The 19,319-nt window shown below is 54.1% G+C and carries 17 protein-coding genes; 3 read left to right on the top strand and 14 right to left on the bottom strand.

Annotation, left to right across the window (positions count from 1 at the left end; translation table 11 throughout):
* Positions 1-19: 19 nt before the first annotated feature.
* The 10 genes from CX650_RS00165 to CX650_RS00120 all read right to left on the bottom strand — a co-directional run bounded on the left by CX650_RS00165 (position 20) and on the right by CX650_RS00120 (position 11,837).
* Positions 20-2,872 (bottom strand): molybdopterin-dependent oxidoreductase, encoded by a 2,853-nt coding sequence (locus tag CX650_RS00165; protein ID WP_101094685.1) that lies wholly within the window; start codon positions 2,870-2,872, stop codon positions 20-22.
* Positions 2,873-2,890: 18 nt separating this feature from the next.
* Positions 2,891-3,088 carry a twin-arginine translocation signal domain-containing protein gene (locus CX650_RS00160; protein ID WP_039035148.1) on the bottom strand — a complete coding sequence of 66 codons (198 nt, stop codon included), beginning with the start codon at positions 3,086-3,088 and terminating at the stop codon, positions 2,891-2,893.
* A gap of 373 nt (positions 3,089-3,461) precedes the next feature.
* The gene (locus tag CX650_RS00155) at positions 3,462-4,460 is read right to left on the bottom strand and encodes a formate dehydrogenase subunit gamma (protein WP_039035147.1); all 999 of its coding nucleotides are present in this window, start codon (positions 4,458-4,460) and stop codon (positions 3,462-3,464) included.
* Positions 4,461-4,505: 45 nt separating this feature from the next.
* A complete protein-coding gene (gene fdh3B, locus CX650_RS00150) occupies positions 4,506-5,102 on the bottom strand; it encodes a formate dehydrogenase FDH3 subunit beta (protein ID WP_039035146.1) in 597 nt (198 codons plus the stop codon).
* A 27-nt stretch (positions 5,103-5,129) separates the two neighbouring features.
* Positions 5,130-7,979: a molybdopterin-dependent oxidoreductase gene (locus CX650_RS00145; RefSeq protein ID WP_071239163.1), complete on the bottom strand. Its 2,850-nt coding sequence runs from the start codon at positions 7,977-7,979 to the stop codon at positions 5,130-5,132.
* 18 nt (positions 7,980-7,997) lie between these two features.
* The gene (locus tag CX650_RS00140; RefSeq protein WP_025010612.1) at positions 7,998-8,195 is read right to left on the bottom strand and encodes a twin-arginine translocation signal domain-containing protein; all 198 of its coding nucleotides are present in this window, start codon (positions 8,193-8,195) and stop codon (positions 7,998-8,000) included.
* A gap of 75 nt (positions 8,196-8,270) precedes the next feature.
* On the bottom strand, positions 8,271-8,927 hold the full coding sequence (locus CX650_RS00135) for a TorD/DmsD family molecular chaperone (RefSeq protein ID WP_039035144.1): 657 nt from the start codon (positions 8,925-8,927) through the stop codon (positions 8,271-8,273).
* A gap of 10 nt (positions 8,928-8,937) precedes the next feature.
* Positions 8,938-10,602 carry a 4Fe-4S binding protein gene (locus CX650_RS00130; RefSeq protein ID WP_039035191.1) on the bottom strand — a complete coding sequence of 555 codons (1,665 nt, stop codon included), beginning with the start codon at positions 10,600-10,602 and terminating at the stop codon, positions 8,938-8,940.
* 150 nt (positions 10,603-10,752) lie between these two features.
* A complete protein-coding gene (locus CX650_RS00125; RefSeq protein WP_101094684.1) occupies positions 10,753-11,379 on the bottom strand; it encodes a DUF3306 domain-containing protein in 627 nt (208 codons plus the stop codon).
* Positions 11,379-11,837 (bottom strand): DUF3305 domain-containing protein, encoded by a 459-nt coding sequence (locus tag CX650_RS00120; RefSeq protein ID WP_025010609.1) that lies wholly within the window; start codon positions 11,835-11,837, stop codon positions 11,379-11,381. Before CX650_RS00120 ends, CX650_RS00125 begins: the two co-directional genes overlap by 1 nt.
* Before the next feature lie 278 nt (positions 11,838-12,115).
* On the opposite strand from CX650_RS00120, the gene CX650_RS00115 reads away from it, so the two are divergent.
* Complete coding sequence (locus tag CX650_RS00115; protein ID WP_101094683.1) at positions 12,116-12,946, top strand: formate dehydrogenase accessory sulfurtransferase FdhD; 831 nt, start codon at positions 12,116-12,118, stop codon at positions 12,944-12,946.
* 24 nt (positions 12,947-12,970) lie between these two features.
* On the top strand, positions 12,971-13,876 hold the full coding sequence (locus tag CX650_RS00110; RefSeq protein ID WP_039035141.1) for a helix-turn-helix transcriptional regulator: 906 nt from the start codon (positions 12,971-12,973) through the stop codon (positions 13,874-13,876).
* 42 nt (positions 13,877-13,918) lie between these two features.
* Here CX650_RS00110 and rlmF read toward each other — a convergent pair whose 3' ends face one another.
* Both rlmF and CX650_RS00100 read right to left on the bottom strand, forming a co-directional pair.
* On the bottom strand, positions 13,919-14,992 hold the full coding sequence (gene rlmF, locus CX650_RS00105) for a 23S rRNA (adenine(1618)-N(6))-methyltransferase RlmF (RefSeq protein ID WP_071239164.1): 1,074 nt from the start codon (positions 14,990-14,992) through the stop codon (positions 13,919-13,921).
* Entirely contained in the window at positions 14,985-15,392 is a 408-nt protein-coding gene (locus CX650_RS00100) for a flagellar basal body-associated protein FliL (RefSeq protein WP_025010605.1), read from the bottom strand. The genes rlmF and CX650_RS00100 overlap by 8 nt, the downstream gene beginning before the upstream one ends.
* Before the next feature lie 105 nt (positions 15,393-15,497).
* On the opposite strand from CX650_RS00100, the gene CX650_RS00095 reads away from it, so the two are divergent.
* Complete coding sequence (locus CX650_RS00095) at positions 15,498-16,076, top strand: chorismate--pyruvate lyase family protein (protein WP_039035139.1); 579 nt, start codon at positions 15,498-15,500, stop codon at positions 16,074-16,076.
* A 69-nt stretch (positions 16,077-16,145) separates the two neighbouring features.
* Here CX650_RS00095 and CX650_RS00090 read toward each other — a convergent pair whose 3' ends face one another.
* A complete protein-coding gene (locus CX650_RS00090) occupies positions 16,146-18,959 on the bottom strand; it encodes an immune inhibitor A domain-containing protein (protein ID WP_101094682.1) in 2,814 nt (937 codons plus the stop codon).
* Complete coding sequence (locus CX650_RS00085; protein WP_101094681.1) at positions 18,956-19,243, bottom strand: hypothetical protein; 288 nt, start codon at positions 19,241-19,243, stop codon at positions 18,956-18,958. Before CX650_RS00085 ends, CX650_RS00090 begins: the two co-directional genes overlap by 4 nt.
* Positions 19,244-19,319 lie beyond the last annotated feature (76 nt).

Genomic DNA, 19,319 nt, shown 5'->3' with positions numbered 1-19,319 from the left:
CTCCTCGCTTAAGCTGCACTTATGCTTTGACGATCTGACAAAGCGACGCCTTGGTTTCCTGCATCTGAGTCACTGGGTCATAACCATAGGTCAGCGCAGTGTTACAGGATTCACCCAATACGTAAGGCACAGTGCCTTCCGGATAGTTGGGCTCTAGGCTCTCGCCGTGCATGATCCCGGCGAAGTGATAAGGCATCCAGGTCACACCAGGTTGAACCCTTGGGGTCACCATGGCCTGAACCAGTATCCGGCCACCTTCGGCGCCTTCCAGCCATACCTTCTCGCCGTCGCGGATACCGCGGTCGGCAGCATCACCAGGGTTGATCTCAACGAACATCTCCTGTTGCAGTTCGGCCAGCCATGGGTTGGCACGTGATTCTTCACCACCACCCTCGTATTCCACCAGACGACCGGAAGTCAGTACCAGTGGGTACTTGCCACTGACATCTTTCTCCTGGATAGACTTGTACAGAGTCGGTAGACGATGTACTTGCATGTCGTCATAAGTTGGATACTTGGCTACCAGATCGCGACGGGCTGTGTACAGCGGCTCGCGGTGTACTGGCACCTGATCAGGGAAGGTCCACACAATACAACGGGCCTTGGCGTTACCGTATGGGATACAACCGTGCTTGATGGCAACCCGGACAATACCGCCGGAAAGGTCGGTCTTCCAGTTCTTGCCTTCGGCTTCGGCTTTCTCTTCGGCAGTCAGCTCGTCCCACCAGCCCAATTGCTTGAGCAGCTTGTCGGAGAATTCAGGATAGCCGTCCTGGATTTCAGCACCTTTGGAGAAGGAGCCTTCGGCCAGCAGGTTCTTGCCTTGATATTCTACACCGTAACGGGCGCGGAAGTTACCGCCGCCGTCTTTGACGTGCTTGCTTGTGTTATAGAGGATCTGGGTACCTGGGTGCTTCATCTCAGGTGTACCCCAACATGGCCAAGGCAGACCATAGGTTTCGCCCTTGCATGGGCCACCTTCGGCTTCCAGAGTCTTGTTGGAGAAAGTGCCCCAGTTCATGGTGTGAGCTTTAATACGCTCAGGGCTCTGGCCGGACATACCGATAGTCCACATACCGCGGTTGATTTCGCGGGTGATGTCTTCGATCAGAGGCAGACCATTCTCTTTCTTGATGCGCTTGGTGTACTGCTCGGCAAAGCCCAGTTTCTGCGCCAGACGATACATGATTTCAATATCTGTCTTGGACTCAAACAGCGGCTCGATAACCTGCTCACGCCATTGGATAGAACGGCCTGAGTTGGAGATGGAACCACGGGTCTCAAACTGAGTCGCGGCAGGCAGCAGGTAGACGCCATCCTTACGACGGTGCATAACACCGGCCATAGTTGGGAATGGGTCAACAACAACGACTGTATCCATCTTGTCCAGTGCATCACGCACGTCGCGCTGACGGGTTTCAGTGTTGACTGACTGACCCCAGAAGAAGGCCAGGCGTACGTTGTCTTTCTGTGCCAGCTTTTGCTTGTCTTCCAGTACGCCGTCGTGCCAACGGGAGCAAGGAATACCCGGAGTCGTCATAGGTTCGCGGCCCAGGTAAGTCCCCTGGTCGAAGCGGCTCTTCATCCACTCCATATCCAGATCCCATACGTGGGTCCAGTGTTGCCATGCCGCAGTGGTCAGGCCGTAATAACCAGGCAGGTTATCGAACAGCAGACCCAGGTCGGTAGCGCCCTGTACGTTATCGTGACCACGGAAGATGTTGGTACCACCACCGGAAACACCCATGTTACCCAGAGCCAACTGCAGGATACAGTAAGCACGGGTGTTGGCATTACCTACGTGGTGCTGGGTACCACCCATACACCAAACCACAGTGCCTGGACGGTTATCGGCCATCATCTTGGCGGCCTGGTACAGGTACTCTTCGCTACAGCCAGTGATGTTAGCCACTTCTTTAGGTGGGAACTTCTTGGCTTCTGCACGGATGGTTTCCATCTCGAACACACGTTCTTTGATGAAAGTCTTGTCTTCCCAGCCGTTTTCGAAGATATGCCACAACATACCGTAGATAAATGGAATGTCGGTACCCGGACGGATAGAGCAATGCAGGTCGGCATGAGCTGCGGTGCGGGAGAAGCGTGGGTCAACCACGATCAACTTGGCATTGTTCTTCTCTTTGGCGATCAGAATGTGCTGCATGGAAACAGGGTGTGCTTCAGCAGGGTTGGCACCAATGAAGAAGATGGCGCGGGCATTCTGAATGTCGTTGAAAGAGTTGGTTTGCGCACCATAGCCCCAGGTGTTGGCCACACCGGCTACAGTGGTAGAGTGACAAATACGGGCAGAGTGGTCGACGTTGTTGGTACCCCACATGGCAGCCAGCTTACGATACATGTAGCAGCCTTCGTTGGAGAACTTGGCACTACCCATAAAGTAAACAGAATCAGGGCCTGATTCCTGGCGGATCTTCAGCATCTTGTCACCAACTTCGTTGATGGCCTGATCCCAGCTGATACGCTTCCACTTACCGCCTTCAAGCTTCATTGGGTACTTGAGACGTTTCTCACCATGACCGTGCTCGCGCAGTGCAGCACCTTTGGCACAGTGACCACCGGCGTTGAATGGGTGATCGAAGGCAGGCTCCTGACCAGTCCAAACACCGTTTTGTACTTCGGCATACAGACCGCAACCTACGGCACAGGCACTACAAATGGTGCGTTTTACTTCTATAGGCGCATCATGAGGTACATCTTTGGCTTCGGCGCGACGTATCATGCCGGTACCCAGCATAGAGGCGGCAGCGATACCACCGGCAGTAATACCGGCATTTTTCATAAACTGACGACGGCTGATCCCCAGTTTGGGTTTGTCGGCCTTAGGGGCGACATTGGATGTGCGAGTTAACTTCATCGCTTGAGATCTCCTGGATTAGCTACGCAGGCTGTTGTAATAGCTGCGGATATGCGCTGTTTCGTGATAGCCCTTTGTCGCGGACTTCGCTTCAACAGGCTCACTGGCCTGAGCGGCATTCACCCCTGTTGCAGCAATCGCGGCACCCGCGGCACTGCCTATGGTGATAGCCTTCAGCAGGGATCTGCGGTTCAGATCTGGCTTCTGGTCTTTCATTTTCGCTCCTGATAATTTTCCCCCGCGCTGCGGGTGACTCGACACTTTTTTGTGCACTCCAGCCTATTAACAACTCAAGCTGCGCTTATGTACAAAAAAGGTAAAAAATCCGTTATATATGAATGGAGTCCTTCTTTAAGCATGGGCAATATAAGGCTTTGCAAGAGTATGGGTTTTGATCTGGGACAGTTTGAATGTAAGCCCCATGGGAGCGGCTGTTTAAAGCGTTAACTGCTTCAAACTTTCAATAAAAGGAAAATAGCGAAAGTATCAGGAGAGTGTGGATTCTGAAGTAAATGATGTTAAAAAACGGATCATAAAAAAACACCCCGGCAGGCCGGGGTGTTTGCAGTCTTAAATCAGCTCAGGGGACTCAATTTTCGCGATATTTGAGCGTACCGTTGGCCTTGATTTCGTCGTACCAGACATTGTGGTGCTGCATCGCCCAGTTTTCATCACAATAACCTGACTTCATGCACTCCATACCACCTTCAGATAGTACGGTCGCCATCCAGATATGCACTATGGTGAAGGCGATGATCAGAATTGCACTGATACCATGCACCAACAGCGCCGCCATCGAGGCTTCGCGGGGCAAATCCAGGTTAGGCAACACCATCATGATGCCGGAAATGCTGATAAACAGGCCGAAAATGGCCAGGGTCCAGAACCACATCTTCTCACCGGCGTTGGCAAAACCCGAATCCGGGTGCTTACCCTTGAAGGGGCCGAAGTTGATGTAGCCTCCCACCAGCATGAACCACTTGAGGTCATAGCTCTTGAACAGCTGATCCGGCATCCATTTCACCACCAATACCGCCCAAGAGACGATAAACAGTGGCCCGACCCAATCGTGGATCGTCTTGGAGCCATAGATCAGTGCCGCCCAAATATCGCCACTGACATAGGGTTGCAGTACATGCTTGCCCAACATGATGTTGAGCCCGGTGAAGATCAGGATAAGACAACTGATCGCCACTACCCAGTGGATGATCAGGTCAGCCTTACTCCAGCGGAACACCAACTTACCGGAAAAGCCGTGATGCAGCTTAGATGGGCCATTCACCAGGTAAAAGAGCACGAACGCCCCAAACACGCCGACTACGGCTATCGCCATAACGGGTGTCAGGTACTGATTGCGCAACTCCTTGCCCTGATTGCCGGCCACGTTGATCAGCACGCCGGTTTCAACACCTTTGGCTGTGGTATAGCCGGATTCACCGGATTTTACCGCGCGCCAAAGATCGGCCTCACTGGTTTGCGCCTGTTGCTGGCTCGACTGTTCATCGGCGGCCATGGCTGTGGAAGCAAACCCCAGCCCGGCAACCAATACCAGCAGAGCGAACAGACTGCGCAGTGATTTGATTAACATAGTCACTCCTCGTCAGGGTGGGCCTTAGCCCACCCTCGCTCTGTCTCAGTTGATCTCACCGGTCTTGGGATTGTAGCCCCAAATGACATCAGGGTTACCCCGGGCGGCCATCCGCTCACGATAGATATTGGATACCACTTCCGCGTCACCGGCCAGCAGCGCCTTGGTGGAGCAAAGCTCGGCACACATAGGCAGCTTACCTTCGGCGATACGGTTGGCACCGTACTTCTTGCGCTCGGCTTCAGAGAAGTTTTCCTCTGGGCCACCGGCACAGAATGTACATTTATCCATCTTGCCGCGACTGCCGAAGGCGGTCTTTTTCGGGAACTGAGGCGCCCCGAAAGGACAGGCATAGAAGCAGTAGCCACAACCGATACAGGTATCTTTGTTGTGCAGCACTATGCCATCGTCAGTGCGGTAGAAGCAGTCTGCAGGACAAACGGCCATACAAGGCGCGTCGGTACAATGCATACAGGCAACTGAAATGGACGCTTCACCGGGCTGACCATCATTGATGGTCACCACGCGGCGACGCTGGATACCCCACTCGAGCGCGGAGTCGTTTTCGTTTTTACAGGCTGTGACGCAACCGTTACACTCGATGCAGCGCTTGGTGTCACATAAGAATTTCATGACTGCCATAATGGCTTATCTCCTCATCAAGTACGGTTAGGCTTTGGTGATCTGACACAGGCTGGATTTGGTTTCCTGCATCTGTGTCACCACATCATAGCCGTAAGTCAGAACCGTGTTAGCCGATTCACCTTGAACGTAAGGTACTGTACCTTCCGGATAGTTCTTCACCAGGCTCTCGCCTTCGAAGATACCGGCGAAGTGGTACGGCATGAAACATTCACCGTTGATCACCCTTGGTGTTACCATGGCCTTAACCTTGATCTTGGCGCCTTCAGGGCTGTGTACCCAAACATCGTCGCCATCGCGTAGACCGCGGTCGGCAGCATCTCCTGGGCTGATTTCGATAAACATCTCTTGCTGCAACTCGGCCAACCAAGGGTTGGAACGGGTTTCTTCACCACCGCCTTCATATTCCACCAGACGACCAGAGGTCAGTGCCAGCGGGAAGTCTTTGGAGAAATCCTTGTCCTGAATTGACTTGTACAGAGTCGGCAGACGCGCCACCATACGGTCTTCGTAGGTGGGGTACTTGGCGACCAGGTCTCGACGAGGCGTGTACAGAGGTTCACGGTGCAACGGAATGTCGTCCGGGAAGTTCCATACGATACAACGGGCCTTGGCGTTACCATAAGGGATACAGCCGTGAGCTATGGCCACACGCTGAATGCCACCGGAAATATCGGTTTTCCAGTTTTTGCCTTCGGCGTGTTTCTTCTCTTCTTCGGTCAAGTCATCCCACCAACCCAGCTGCTTGAGCATCTTGTCGGTGAACTCAGGGTAACCGTCCTGAATCTCACTGCCTTTGGAGAAGGAACCTTCGGCAAGTATGTTGTTGCCATTGTGCTCAACACCGTAACGGGCACGGAAGTTACCACCGCCGTTGCGGACTTCACGGTCAGTACGATAGAGGATTTGAGTACCTGGATGCTTCATCTCAGGAGTGCCCCAACATGGCCATGGCAGACCATAAGTTTCACCCTTGGCTGGGCCGCCGGGTGCTTCGAGGGTATCGAAGTCGAAGGTACCCCAGTTTTCCTGGTGCATCTTCAGACGCTCAGGGCTCTGACCTGTGTAACCTATGGTCCACATACCGCGGTTGAACTCGCGGGTGACATCTTCAACCAGCGGCTCTTCACCGTTGACCTTGATGTGCTTACAGAACTCTTTCTCAACGCCCCACTTCTTGGCCAGCTTGTACATGATCACATGGTCAGGCAGCGATTCGAACAGAGGGTCGATGACCTGAGAACGCCACTGCAGTGAACGGTTGGAAGCTGACACAGAACCATAGGTTTCAAACTGAGTCGCGGCAGGCAGCAGGTAAACGCCATCTTTACGCTGGTGCATAACACCGGCCATGGTTGGGAATGGGTCAACGACGACCACAGTGTCCATCTTGTTCAGTGCTTCACGCACCTCGCGGCCACGGGTTTCGGTGTTGACAGACTGACCCCAGAAGAAGGCCAGACGGATATTGTCTTTCTGGGCAATCTTGTTCTTGTCTTCCAGCACACCGTCGTGCCAGCGGGAACAAGGAATACCGGCTGAAGTCTGTGGCTTCTGGCCCAGATACTCACCTTGGTCGAAACGGCTGTTGACCCAGGCAGGATCCAGATCCCACACATTGCACCAGTGCGCCCAGGCGCCGGTAGTCAGACCATAGTAACCAGGCAGGTTATCGAACAGCAGACCAAAGTCAGTAGCACCCTGTACGTTGTCGTGACCACGGAAGATGTTGGTACCGCCACCGGAAACACCCATATTACCCAGGGCCAACTGCAGGATACAGTAAGCACGGGTATTGGCGTTCCCCACGTGGTGCTGAGTACCACCCATACACCAAACAATAGTGCCGGGCTTGTGTTCGGCCATCATCTTGGCGACGCGACGCATCTGAGCTTCACCGACACCGGCAACATGCTCAACCTCGGCAGGGTTGTACTTCTTCACCTCTTCGCGGATACGTTCCATGCCGTAAACACGCTGATCGATAAAGCTCTGATCTTCCCAGCCGTTTTCGAAGATATGCCACAGCAGACCGTAGATGAAAGGAATGTCGGTACCGGGACGGATATGCACGTACTCGTCAGACTTGGCTGCAGTACGGGTGAAACGTGGATCAACCACTATGACTTTGGCACCGCGCTCTTTACCTACCAGAATGTGTTGCATCGCCACAGGGTGAGCTTCACTGGGGTTGGAGCCGATAAACAGCATGCACTTGGCATTGTGCATATCGTTGAAGGAGTTGGTTTGCGCACCATAGCCCCAGGTGTTGGCCACACCGGCTACAGTGGTAGAGTGACAAATACGCGCCGAGTGGTCGACGTTGTTGGTGCCCCACATGGCTGCGAGTTTGCGGTACAGGTAAGACTGTTCGTTGGAGAACTTGGCACTACCCATGAAGTATACAGAGTCAGGGCCGGATTCTTCGCGGATCTTCAGCATCTTGTCGCCGACTTCGTTGATAGCCTGCTCCCAGCTGAGACGCTTCCACTTACCGCCTTCAAGTTTCATTGGATACTTGAGACGTTTCTCACCATGGCCGTGCTCACGCAGTGACGCGCCCTTGGCACAGTGACCACCGCGGTTGAATGGATGGTCCACGGCAGGCTCCTGCCCGGTCCAAACACCGTTTTGAACTTCGGCGTAAATGCCGCAACCCACTGAGCAGTGAGAGCAGATAGTACGCTTCACTTCGGTAGGGGCATCATGAGGAACATCTTTGGCTTCGGCTTTACGCATCATTCCTGCGCCCAGCATAGATGCTGCGGCAATCCCACCGGTAGCCAAACCGGCAGACTTAAGGAACTGACGACGATTCAGACCCAGAGCGGGCTTTGCAGCCACCGCGGCCTGGTCTGTTTTGCGGGTTAATCGCATCACATACTCTCCTTATCGTTATTTGTTACGCAGTGAGGCGTAATAATTGCGCACATGGTCAGTCTCACGGTAGCCCTCACCCTTTGGCACTTCTGGTGCTTCAGGCTTAGCCGCCAAGGCTTGACCACTGACAGTCGCAACCGCGCCTGCCGCACTGCCGATCGCCAATGCCTTGAGCAGTTGACGACGACCCATGTCGGAAGCTTGCTTCTTCATAGTGTCTCCTCGTGTTGAAGGTAGACGGGGGAAACTCCCCCGCATGCTTTAGCCCGTGTTGCCACGGGCAAATTCTTAGGCCAGCTCACTGGCCTTGGGCTGGATCTGTACCGCCGGGGTTTCCACCACAGGCGTGCTCAGCACCAGCTGTTCAAACTCATTGATTTCGGTTTCAAAGAAGGCCCGGCCGAGTTGTGCCACCACGGCGTAAAACGCGGCGGAGGGACAACGGGACAAGGTATCGAAGAAACGTATGATCCAGCTGCCGATATGGCGGCGGTAGAAGGCCAGTTGCTGGTGGGCCGGAGCTTCCAGCAGCAGTATGCCCATTACCTCGCACAGAGCGGCGACATGATCTTCCGGTTCCTTGACATTTTCTTCGCGCTCGAAGCCCAGTTGCATCAGGTCCTGACGCAGCAGAGCCAAGGGCTTGTCCATCAGCGAACCTGTCATAAACCAGCTACCGTAGGGCAGGATTTCCCCTGAGCCTACGCCGAGGAAGATGTTGAAATACTCATCTTCCAGCTGGTTACTGTCGAATTGTACGGCCGCCAACTTGAGCGCCAACCAGGCCTTGGTCATCTCACTGTCGTCATTGGCGTCGACTTCGAGGTCGCCAAGAAAACTCAGCAATTCCGGGCTGGGGTGGCGCCTTAACAGCGCCGCCAGCAGCTGATAGATATCTGCTCTAAGCTGATCGTTTTCTGATACTTCTCTTACTGTTTCGGTCATAGCGGATCTCTTATCTCAGTTGCTTTTCCGGATCCTGGAGTATGTCTTCAAACATATCCTTCACCCGGCAATCACCACACATCTTTAAGCGCTCTATGTTGGCGCTGAAAGCGCTGTGGCTTCCGACCATATCCAGCATCCGGTGCACCATAGACTGGGTCGCGAACGGCGCTCCACAACGAATACATTCGAACGGAGCTTCTTCTTTCAGGATCCGGCGCTGCTGCCGTGCAGCCTTATCCAGATTGACCTGAGGAGTCAGGCTGATCACCTTCTCCGGGCAGGCAGCCTCACATAGGCCACACTGCACACAATCCTGCTCGACAAAATACAGTGCCGGAGTGTCGCCACCGTCGGTCAGCGCCTGGGTAGGGCAGGTCGCGACACAGGACATACACAAGGTGCACTTGTCGGCATTGATATTCACCAGGCCATAGGGGATATTGCCCATGGTCAGTTGAGTATCAACATTGGCTGCTTGCTCATTGAGATGGTCGATAGCAGCGTACAGCTGGGTGCGCTTGTTACCCTCAGAGAGCACAGCAGGTACTATCACGGGCCAGTCCAGACTTACATCCAGTATAGGCCAGAGATTGGCAAGCTCGGCTTCGTCGATAACCCGAATCCTTTGAGGCTGTCCCATCTCATCCAAAATGGCATTGGCCAATCCCAGTTCGCCCTTGAGCATCTGGGTCAGGGTAGGGGCCGTAGCGCTGGTGTTGAGGATCAACACCTGGCGCGCTCCCCAAGCCAGAGAAGCCATCCAGTGATCCATGCTGGCCACAGTGACTTCTTCCAGTGCCACAGGGAGAACCTCGCCCGGCAACTCGTCATTGATCAAGGCGCCGCCCTGTCCCATGTCGTGGAACAGCACTACAGGCGCGGTTTGTGCCTGTTCGCGGAAGCGGGAAATCAACTTATTCAGGTATGAATGCAGCGCCTGAGGGGTTGGCTGGTCGTAGGCAATGGCCCCGGTTGGACAGGCATTGGTACAGCTGCCGGCGCCGTGGCACAGATAGGGGTCTATCTCAATCTGCTTGGCCACGCTCTTGATAGCATCGGCCGGACAGAAGTTGAGGCAGCGGTTACAACCATTATTGCCGTTGCGATTGTGGGCACAGAGATCGGCGTTGACCTTGACATAGCGAGGCTTGTCAAACTGGCCGATCATCTGGGGCAATTCCTGCAAGGCTTCGGCTAATTTCTGCGGATCCTGACCCACATAGAAATAGCCGGGTGGCAGCATTTCCAACTGAATTTGCGGCTCGCGGCTCAGGTCGAGGATCAGGTCAAAATGCGGCTTGCGCAGCGCAACCACACTGAGCTCGGCGGCGCCATTGTCATGTTCGACACTCACCTGGAATTGACCGAGGAAGCCTTTGATGCCAATCAGCTTGTTGTAGTAGCTCTCAACATCTTCGGCGGCAGCCATTACGGCTTCGAGATGGGCCTCTTCTTGGCTGGTGATCGGCTCGTTGGCCAAGATCACTCTGCCGGCCATGGCAGACAGTTTATCTGCCGCCAGCCGGGCCAGATCCTCAGGGCCTATCACAAGGACATTCCCTTCTGTGGTGTAACTTACGGTCGGCGGGATCAGGTTTTGCAGAATCTGAGTCTGCTGGCTGACCTCACGACGCACCTGCCGCAGCGCTTGCTGGGCGGGATTATTGCTCACACTATTGTTCACTTTGCGTTCCTGAACAGTTTATGGCGATGGCCGTATTCTTTATCTTGCTGCTTTTATTATTGATTTACAGCTTGCTATAGCCTGAATACAGCAATTCACATACCAAATTTATGGGCATTAAAGGCTGTTAAACTGACGTCAAACAACCGGCTTATGAGTTTCGGCTTCTGCATCTGTGGCATTTTGGGCCTCTGCAGTCACATCTCCGTCCAAATTGTCCGTTGGTGACTGTGGCGCAGATTGTTCGGCTAACTGCGGGGGGGCGGCCTCTGCCTCGGTTGCTGAAGTCTCTGCTTCGGCCAGGGCTTCTTCAGCCTCTTCCGGTTCCTCTTTTTCCAGCACGTGACGGAACACCTTCTTGGCCAATTCGGCCGAGGCTTCAGCGCTTAGCTTGGGCTGGTTGCTGTAATCGAGGGCGTACTCGAGCAAGCCGTCGATTTCGTTGAAGTGAGGTTGCTTCCACAGGGTGCGCAACGCGGCGGTCTTCACTGCCGGGTCGACATTCTTGGCCATAAAACTGGCGAAGCTGCCACCAACCTCGATACCACTGGGGTCGGGTAAGTCTTCGGCGGTCAGCAGTTTCTCTTCCTGGGTCTCGGTTTCTGGAAGGGGGTCGAGCGCGGTCTGAGTTTCCGGCTCTGCCTCTGCAACGGCTTCCGCTTGAGGAGGAATTTCTTGCAGCGGTTCATCGACAGGGGTTTCACCTTCCTGTACTTGCTGCTTGCGTAGCGCCCAGCGGCTCAGGAATCCACTCTTTTCGGCCATCAGTGCCTCCGAATGTTGTCTTCGGCCAATTCCTTGCGGCGGTTAACATGTTTGCGTCTGTGGGCGGTGATTTCCACTTCACCGTGACGGGTTATGAAGGCTTCAATCCAGCAGGCGATTGCCTCCGGCATCGGCATGTTCAGCACTGGGGTATCTCCTTCGAGACAGCCGGCTGCGACATTTTGGTCGGCGGAGATGGCGGCCGGGATCCAGTTGCCCTCTACATCTTCGTCACAGACGATGTAAAGCATGGGATTGTCCATATCCAGGTTAAGGCGGTAACTGGCACGCTCATCACGAAACAACTCCAGTAGGACCAGCTTGGCTCCGGGCGGCGCCTCATGGGTAGCGGGCACGATTTGGTCCAGCTCCCAGCTGATGGATGTCCAACGACCGACCTGTTTCTCCACTTTTTTCAGTGAAACGTACATGGGCCATACGCTTTCGGAATGTTGCATACTGACTCTCCCTCCCGATGGGATTATTTTCGGGCATAAGTAAGATCTCTAAGTCTTTGCAATTTTAGTGCCAGTTGCCATTTGAGAAATAAGTTTGAACTTGATCATCTATTTAAGGCTAAAAATAGGACATTTTGTCCAATATGCAATCTGGTTTGGGACATTCATGACCTGAGTGCCGCCGGCGCTTGCTGCGGATCACGCATTTTGCAGCCTGAATCCTGTGACGGTATAAATATTGCTATGCTGTGGCTCATGCTCTCTGTGAAGGTTCGATAATGACAAGTGCCAAACCCCAATTGATCAAGACCAATACCCAGGTACCTTTGACCATTGCCGTAACTGCGGTCGATGAGAATGGTCAGTTGCAGGAAAAGTTTGTTGCCTGTGAAAGGCCGCTGACGGTTTACCTCAACTGGCGACCAATAGTCACCCTGATGACCCTGGGCGCAAGAGCCGAGGCCCTGGCACTGGGTTACCTAAAGAATCAAGGCTTTATCAATGATGTTTCGCAACTGGAATCTGTGATTGTCGACTGGGATGTGGCTTCCGCAGCCGTAATCACCCGGGAGCAGACTGAGGATCTGGACGCCAAACTGGCCGATAAGACGGTCACCACTGGCTGTGGCCAGGGCACGGTGTTCGGTGGCTTTATGGAAGGATTGGACGACATAGTCCTGCCGCAGCCGAAATTGAAGCAGAGCATGCTCTACGCCCTGTTGAAAAACATCAGTGAATACAATCAAACCTACAAGAATGCCGGCGCAGTTCACGGCTGTGGTTTGTGTGAAGCGGATAAGATAAAGTCCTTTGTCGAAGATGTTGGCCGCCACAATGCGGTGGATACTCTGGCCGGTGAGATGTGGTTGGAGCAGGACAGAGGCGACAACAAGATTTTCTACACCACGGGACGGCTTACTTCCGAGATGGTTATCAAGGTCGCCAAGATGGGGATCCCTGTGCTTTTGTCCCGCAGTGGTGTTACCCAGATGGGTCTGGAATTGGCGCAGAAGCTGGGGATCACTATGGTCGCCCGCGCTAAAGGGCGCCATTTCCTGGTGTACAATGGCGCCGATAATATTGAGTTTGATGCCAGCAATCCACGCTGATACCCAAGATACCAAGGAGAAGTGATGACGGAGCCCAGTGAACTTGTCTATATGAGCGCCAAGCAGGTGGCCGAGTATCTGGACCTCAATGAAAAAAAGGTCTATGCCATGGCTAACGAACGTATGCTGCCGGCGACCAAAATCACAGGTAAGTGGCTGTTTCCAAAGATACTCATCGACCGTTGGATCATGGATTCCTGCCACAGTGGTATGTTGACCGATCGTTTGCTGATCACCGGCAGTGATGACCCCTTGTTATCGATGCAGGTGGCCAGGCTGATGGCTCAGGTTGGCAGTCGAGAACTTATTAGCTACAGCGCTACAGGTTCCCGCCTGGGGCTGGAGCTCTTGTCCAAGGGCTACGCCGATGTCTGTACCTTGCATTGGGGCAGTTTGGAGGAGCGTAATATCCGCCATACGGCGCTGCTGAAGGGGTATCCCAACCACCAGCAATGGATCATGGTTCACGGCTATAACCGCCAGCAGGGGTTGATAGTGCGGCCGGATATGCACCACAGGTGTCAGGAAGAGAGCAAGGTGTTGCAACTCTCCTGGCGCTGGGTCACCCGCCAGGGCGGTGCCGGCAGCCAGCAACATCTGGAACATTGGCTGTTGAAACAGGGTGCCAAGCTTGAGCAGCTCAACTCAGTACTCACCGCCTTCAGTGAGCGGGAGTTAGCCGGTTATATCGCCCGGGGGGATGCCGATATAGGCTTCGGTTGTCAGGCTGTCGCCATGGAGAGTGGCCTGAGCTTTGTGCCCTTGGTGACTGAGTCTTTCGACTTTGTCATGCCGCAAGGGATCTACTTCCGCCGCCAGTTGCAGCAGCTGTTCAAGATGCTCGGCGGCAGCCACACCCGGCAGATGGCTGCTCTACTCGGTGGTTACGATCTCACCGATTGCGGCCGGTTACTGTGGAGTCCGGAGTAGCTCGATTTCTCAATCCAATTTGAGGCCTGCCGTTGGTGGGCCTCAAGCCTTGAACTTCCACCACTGACATCTGGCGGCAGCATCGAAGAAACTCCAGGCCAACACCCGGGTTTGCTTATTGCCCTGTTGCATCTCCAGAATCTTGACCTCTTTGGCGCCAAGTTGCTTTAACGCCTGTTGGCAGGGTTTGAGGTTGTCACCCTTGGACACCAAAGAAGAAAACCACAGCACTTGTCCACCATATTCACGGCTTTCGTGAATCATACGCAGCAAGAAGCCCAACTCGCCACCATCGCACCAAAGCTCGGCCTGACAACCGCCGAAGTTGAGTTTGGGCTCCTGACTCTGATGTTGCTCGCCGCGACTCGCCGCCAGATTGCGCTGTTTGCGTTCGCTGCCACTGCGGGCATCGGCGGCCGAGGCATGAAACGGCGGATTACAGAGGCTGAAGTCAAAACACTCCCTGCTCTGCAAAAGACCATGAAATATCTGCTCTGGCTTGGGCTGCAACCGCAGTTCAATGGCGCTGGCCAGCTTGGGATTGTGCTGTAAAACGCCGGCGACATTATCCAGCGCCACAGGGTTAATATCGGCGCCGACAAACTGCCAGCCGTAGACACTTGAGCCCAGCAAGGGGTAGATGCCATTGGCTCCCGTTCCTATATCCAGGCCGCGAATACGTCGGCCTTGGGGGATTTTACTGCCTTCTGCCAGCAGATCGGCGATATGGTGCAAATAGTCCACTCGCCCGGGAATGGGGGGGCACAGATAGCCCTCGGGCAATTGCCAACCCTGGATATGGTAATGGTGCTGCAATAAGGCGGCATTAAGGGCCAAAACAGCTTGTGGCTCGGCAAAGGGAATCGAAACCTGGCCATAATCTGTGGTGATAAGATGAGGCGCGAGCGCTGGGTAACTGGCTGCCAGGGCGGCAAAGTCATAGCCCTGGCGGTGCAGGTTGCGCGGGTGCAAGCCCTTGTCTTTGGCTTTCCCGCCCGTTTTAACCGAGGTTTTGCCGGCCGTCGTCTTTGGCGGCGTTTTATTAACCTTTTTCTTTACCTCGGTCCTGGCCTTGCCTTTCGAGGTGTTGAGCCGACGCTTTTTTACCTCAGTCATACAGGTATTTGGTAAACAGCAGATTCACTACCAGCGCCCGACCGGTTTCCTGTTCCAGCAAACGATTGACTGTGTCGTAACATTCGCGACGGATCTCTTCCCTGCCGGTAAGCGACTTGACCCTGTCCTCGGGTTGGTTACCGAGAATCTCCACTATCGCGGCCCGCAGCAGGGGATCATGGTGTTGCAAGGCTACCAAGTCCTGAGGGTCTTTCACCATCAGTTCAACACTGATGCGCACAAACCCCAGCTTCTTACGATTGGAGATATAGTTGGTCACTATTTCAGGTTCAAAGCCATAGTAGGCATAGGTGTCTTCGGCGGGCTTTTCATCGGCCGCCATCACAGGCTGCAACATGCCGGCCAGCATAAAAAACAACAGTGTCAAAACGCGTTTCATATTGAGTATCAAGCTCCCGTAACTTGTGCAGACGCCCCTTGCGATCTATCTGCTTGTGGGCAAGCGTGATAGACTCCCGAGTTGTAATATTGTACCGGGTATCCGATGAGTGTGACCAGTTTAAGCTTTCCTTATGGTGAATCAATTCAGTGGTTTTCGCCAGAGCAATCACAACAACTTCCCGCAGCGCCATTGCACGATTGGCTGCTGGCGACCGGTAGTCTCACCAAGAGACTCAAGAGCTGCTGCAACCACTTTGAAGTCAAACTGCTCGGTGAAGCCATGCTGTCCACCGCCGCTCAGGAATGGCAGGGTAAGGAGCACAAAGCCATCTGGATCAGAGAGGTGTTACTCTGCCTGGATGGTACTCCCTGGGTCTTTGGCCGCACCCTGATCCCGGCAAAGCTGCTGGAGCAACAGCAGCGACTGGGAAAGTTGGGTACCCGCCCCCTGGGAGAGCTGTTATTCGGTGATATCGGCTTTGAACCCGGTGCCATAGAAGTCGCCAGTTTCGATAACCATTCACGGGTCGCTTCCCTCGCAGATTCACTGTCGCAATCCACCACAGAGGCAATATGGGGCAGAAGACGTTATTTTCACTTTCAGGAGCAGCAACTGATTGTTGGTGAAATCTTCCTGCCGGCGGCGGTTGCCGCCATCAATCAAGGCCAACTTACGCCTTGAGCAAGGGCTTGTAATCCCTCTATTGAACGACCAAAAACATAAGGGACGCTTGAGCGTCCCTTATTTCTGTCAGTGCCTGCGCCGCCAGGCGATCAGCGCCAGCCCCAATAGGCTCAGGCCGCCGAGGCTACCGCCACCGCCGCCGGAACTGCTTTCAGTTGTATTGGGCACGACCGGATTGGAGACCACCAGAGTGCGACTATTGCTGCTCTGATTATTCTGTGAGTCGGTCACAACCAGGCGCACACTGTAACTGCCTGCCGCACTGTAGGTATGTGAGGGAGAAGCGATAGTGCTGCTCTGGCCGTCACCAAAGTGCCACTGATAACTGAGTTCACCGTTGCCACCGCGACTGAGGTTATTGAACTGCACGGTTAAACCTGTACCACTGATATCGAACAGTGCCGACAGAGGAATGCTAACCGTCAGCTGCAAGCTGGTCACGGTTTGCCGATTATTGGCGTCTGTCACAGTCAGTGTGACTGTGTAGTTGCCGGACTCACTGTAACTGTATTGAGGCGTCGCTTGGGTACTGCTGGCGCCGCCGACCCCAAAATCCCACTGGTAGGTGTAAGGCGCAGTACCGCCACTGAGATTAGCGCTGAAACTGACATTGCCCCCCTCCTGCTGCGCTGAAATGCTGGCACTGAGTTCTGTGCCGCTGCTGTCGCTGCGTTTACTCACCAACAGTAGCGCCTGGCTGCTGTCTTGCTCCTGGGTCAAAAGCTGCACCATAAGACCCAGCTGGGGCAACACCAGACCGGCCTGAGGCTTAAGCGGCGCGCTGTAGTCGTCGCTGTCATCAAATAGGCTATTGTTGCCAAGATGGGGGTCACCGAAAAACGCCGACTGTGGATAAATACTGAAGCTGGCATCACGAACCTGCACATCGGTATCACGGTTGCCGATCAGGTTTTGATCCGCATCCACCACTCCAATGAGGCCGTATCCCGGATGTTCAGCCACCTTGTTGTCGCTGTAGGCTAAGTTTTCATACCACACCAAGAGTCCCGGTTCATAGCTATCTTGTTGCAGTCCGCTATCAACACCCTGATAGTTACGCAGTTGCAGCAGGTAACGCCGTGTCGCTCCCGGGCGGGTATCGTCGGTGCGGACAAAGCCGGAAAGTACCACAGTCTTGAGAGCTGTTTCGGCATTATCGCTGTAGATAAGCTTGCCATCACTCTCGAGACGTAAGTCATCGACGGCAAAGCCATAGCCACCGACCGCTTCATCGGTACGATACACCAGGCTTATCTGCTTGCTCATTCCGGCGTATGCGCTAAGGTCGAAATTCAATTCCTGCCAGCCTTGTTCCCCTTCACCACCGGATAAGGCCGCCGAGTCACCACTGATAATATTGGCGGCATTGTTGATACTGTTACTGCTCTTGGTATGGCTTCCAGCCAATGGCACCCCATCCACCAGCAGTTGCACATAGTCATAGTCCTGCTCTATCTGCCAATGGGCCTTCATCTTCAGTGTTAGCTTGGTACTCATGGGCAGTTGCAGCTCGAACGACATGGCGTTGTTGAGCTGATCGCCCTGATTCGAATAGTACTGGTATTGCCCCTGATAGGCCTGAGTAAAGGCGATGGAGTCGGACGGCAGCTTGATGGCCAGCTGGTTTACGCCATTGCTATTGGCATGCTCAAGCGACACTTGAGTGCCGTTGCTATCCAGTGCTTGATAATCCAGGGTTTGTTCGTTGACCCAGCGGCCCTTGTACCTGTCCTGTAGAAATGAGCGGGCGTAGGGGCTGAAACCACTTGGCTGGGAGCCTCTTGGGGAACCTGCCCAGCTGCCGCCGGACATCAGAGACCAGAGACCTACAGGCGAGCCATCGCTGGCTTCGGCACTGGTGTCATACTCATCCGGTAAACCGAGATCGTGACCAAATTCATGGGTACAAACACCTGTTCCGGCATCCAGCGGCTGAATGGTGTAACCGAACAGACGCATATTACTGCCGGGAATAGCCTGACCATATTGACCGGGCGCCGAGGGCACAAAGAATCTGTGTGACCAGATGGCATCATCGCCGAGCATACCGCCACCGGCCTCTTCGCCTATGCTGGAATGGAAGATCATCACATGATCCAAAATCCCATCGGCTTCATCCAGGTTGCCGTCAGTGTCGATATCATAAGGATCTTCAATATCATACTGCGCCAACTCAGCGGCGCTCATGCTGGCTACCGCAGCCGCGACCGCTTCTTCCACCAATTCAGTGGCGGCAGTGTCGTCATTGTTGTTATTTGGGTCGTTGGCACCATAGTAGGCGGCATTTTGGCTGGCTCTAAACCAGCCTTTCACATCGCCGCTGAAGAAAAAGCTCTGGCCGGAAACCGCTTGATAATATTGATAGGCAGAGGGCAGAGTTTGCCCCTGAGGTCCTGGGAAACCTGCATCGGAAAACAACAGACCACGGTAATGGGCTACCGAGTAGTTGACGTAATACATTTCGGTATCGCCGGGACTCAGGCGATTGTTGTTATAGGGCAAATCGGGGAAATCCACCAGCACGGCCAACACCTTGACCCGCTTGGTCACATCGGTATCGGCTACCCGCGACTGTGCCCGCATTAACTTGCTTTGACGCAGGCTGTTGCTTCGCGCCTGTTGCAGCAGTTGTTGTTCTCTGGCCTTAAGCACTTGTGCGGCCTTGCTGCCCGCTCCGGTAGATTTGGCGATGTAGGCTGCCAGCGCTTGTTGCCGCTCCTCTTCTGAGGCGTCGGCATCGAGTTCACCGCGTTTCTCCAGCCAGTAGAGGATCTGCTCTTTGTTGATCACTCCGGGATCCGCCGGAGCCGTGGCGGCCAGAGCATTGGATATGCCAAAGAGACAAGCAGCCCCCAGGGCCAATACCGACGTCAAACTCATGACTTTGGCTCCTTGATACAGTTTTCAAACTTCTGATTGCGCTGCTGAATATACTCAGAGACCTTAGCTTCGGCCTCTTGTTCACTCATGTGCTGAGTGATGATGTTGCGCTCGATTAGACTGGCTTTAATTTTAGCCCGATTTACCACAGGTGCCCCACTGCCACAGGGCAACAAAGGTTTAACCGCGCGGTTTTTATCCGCAATGGCATCGATTTCGCCATCGTTCCCTGCCTGACAGGCACAGAGAAACAAGCAGATCGCAAGAGTTGAGGGCAGTCGCACAGGCAACACCTTGTTGTTAACAGAGATGGTACAGAAGATTAACAGTGGCTGTTAAGATTGCACAGCAGAAAATCGC

Source organism: Shewanella indica, from assembly GCF_002836975.1.
In the GTDB taxonomy this organism is placed as follows: Bacteria; Pseudomonadota; Gammaproteobacteria; order Enterobacterales; family Shewanellaceae; genus Shewanella; species Shewanella indica.
The sequence above is the reverse complement of the archived record's forward strand: the minus strand, read 5'-3'. Positions and strand labels throughout refer to the sequence as shown.